The following is a 1522-nucleotide window of genomic DNA, read 5'->3' as shown; positions in this document are numbered from 1 at the left end:
CAACTGTTCTGGGCGAACAAGTCATTGCTAAATTAGAAGAAGGTGCAGCGTCGGCTAAACAAGATGCGGCGCCTGCTGCTGATAAAAAAGCAGATGCGCCAGCAGCAAAAGAAGAGGCCAAACCTGCCTCTGGTGGTAAAACTAGCGATATTAAAGTGCCGGTATTACCTGAATCCGTTGCTGATGCCACCATTGCTACTTGGCATGTGGGTGTAGGTGAAGCGGTAAGCCGTGATCAGAATCTTGTTGATATTGAAACAGACAAGGTTGTGCTTGAGGTTGTTGCTCCTGCAGACGGTTCGTTATCTGAAATCCTAGCCCAAGAAGGTGAAACGGTTACGGCAGAAGCGGTTATCGCTAAGTTTGTAGAAGGCGCCGGTGCGAGTGTTCCAGCATCAGCAGCAGATGACAGTGATGATGGACAAGACAGCGATGCCTTGAGTCCTTCTGTACGTCGTTTGCTAGCGGAAAAAGGCGTGGATGCAGCGAAAGTAAAAGGCACGGGTAAAAACGGGCGTATTACTAAAGAAGACGTTGAGCAATACCTGAAAAGTGGTAGCGATGCTAAATCTGCAACTAAGGCTGCGGCATCTTCAGACAGTACAGCTAGCTTACCAGCTGGTGAGCGTACAGAAAAACGTGTCCCTATGACCCGTCTTCGTAAAACCATTGCCAACCGGTTATTGGAAGCGAAAAACTCTACAGCTATGTTGACCACGTTTAACGAAGTCAACATGAAGCCTATCATGGATCTGCGTAAGCAATATCAAGAAAGCTTTGAAAAGCGTCATGGTATTCGTTTAGGATTCATGTCGTTTTATGTTAAAGCGGTAACAGAAGCATTAAAACGCTTCCCAGAAGTAAATGCTTCTATTGATGGTGATGATATTTGCTATCATAATTACTTCGACATTTCGATTGCTGTGTCTACGCCACGAGGTCTGGTAACTCCTGTACTTAAGGATACGGATACTCTGGGTATGGCTGGCGTTGAGAAAGGCATAAAAGAGCTGGCACTTAAAGGTCGCGATGGTAAATTGTCCATGGCTGAGCTGCAAGGTGGTAACTTCACCATTACTAATGGTGGTGTATTTGGTTCTTTGATGTCTACGCCGATTATTAATCCGCCACAAAGTGCTATCCTTGGTATGCATAAAATCCAGGATCGGCCAATGGCAGTTAATGGTAAAGTGGAAATACTTCCTATGATGTACCTTGCCTTGTCTTATGACCACCGTATTGTCGATGGAAAAGAGTCTGTAGGCTTCTTGGTTACAGTGAAGGAAATGCTGGAAGATCCCACACGTTTGTTATTGGACGTTTAATTCTTCCCAATAAACAGTTCAGATAGGTCGGCACAATGGCTGACTTATCTGGCCTTAAATCTGCAATCGCTATGGGTTGCAGATTTAACTAATCAGGTCGTGGAAGCGACTTTTGTCTTACTAAAAATCGGAAAGAAACACCATGAATTTGCATGAATACCAAGGTAAGCAGCTATTCAAAGAATACGGCTTACCTG

Annotated in this window: 1 protein-coding gene; it reads left to right on the top strand. The window is 44.7% G+C overall.

Features of this window, described 5'->3' with window-relative positions; genetic code table 11:
- Positions 1-1325, top strand: a 1325-nt coding sequence (gene odhB / locus V5298_RS15140; RefSeq protein ID WP_332932286.1) for a 2-oxoglutarate dehydrogenase complex dihydrolipoyllysine-residue succinyltransferase, incomplete at its 5' end; no start/stop codon positions are given.
- Positions 1326-1522 lie beyond the last annotated feature (197 nt).

The sequence above is a fragment of the Alteromonas sp. 14N.309.X.WAT.G.H12 genome, assembly GCF_036697315.1.
Taxonomy (GTDB): Bacteria; Pseudomonadota; Gammaproteobacteria; order Enterobacterales; family Alteromonadaceae; genus Alteromonas.
This window is presented reverse-complemented; position numbering and strand designations above follow the sequence as displayed.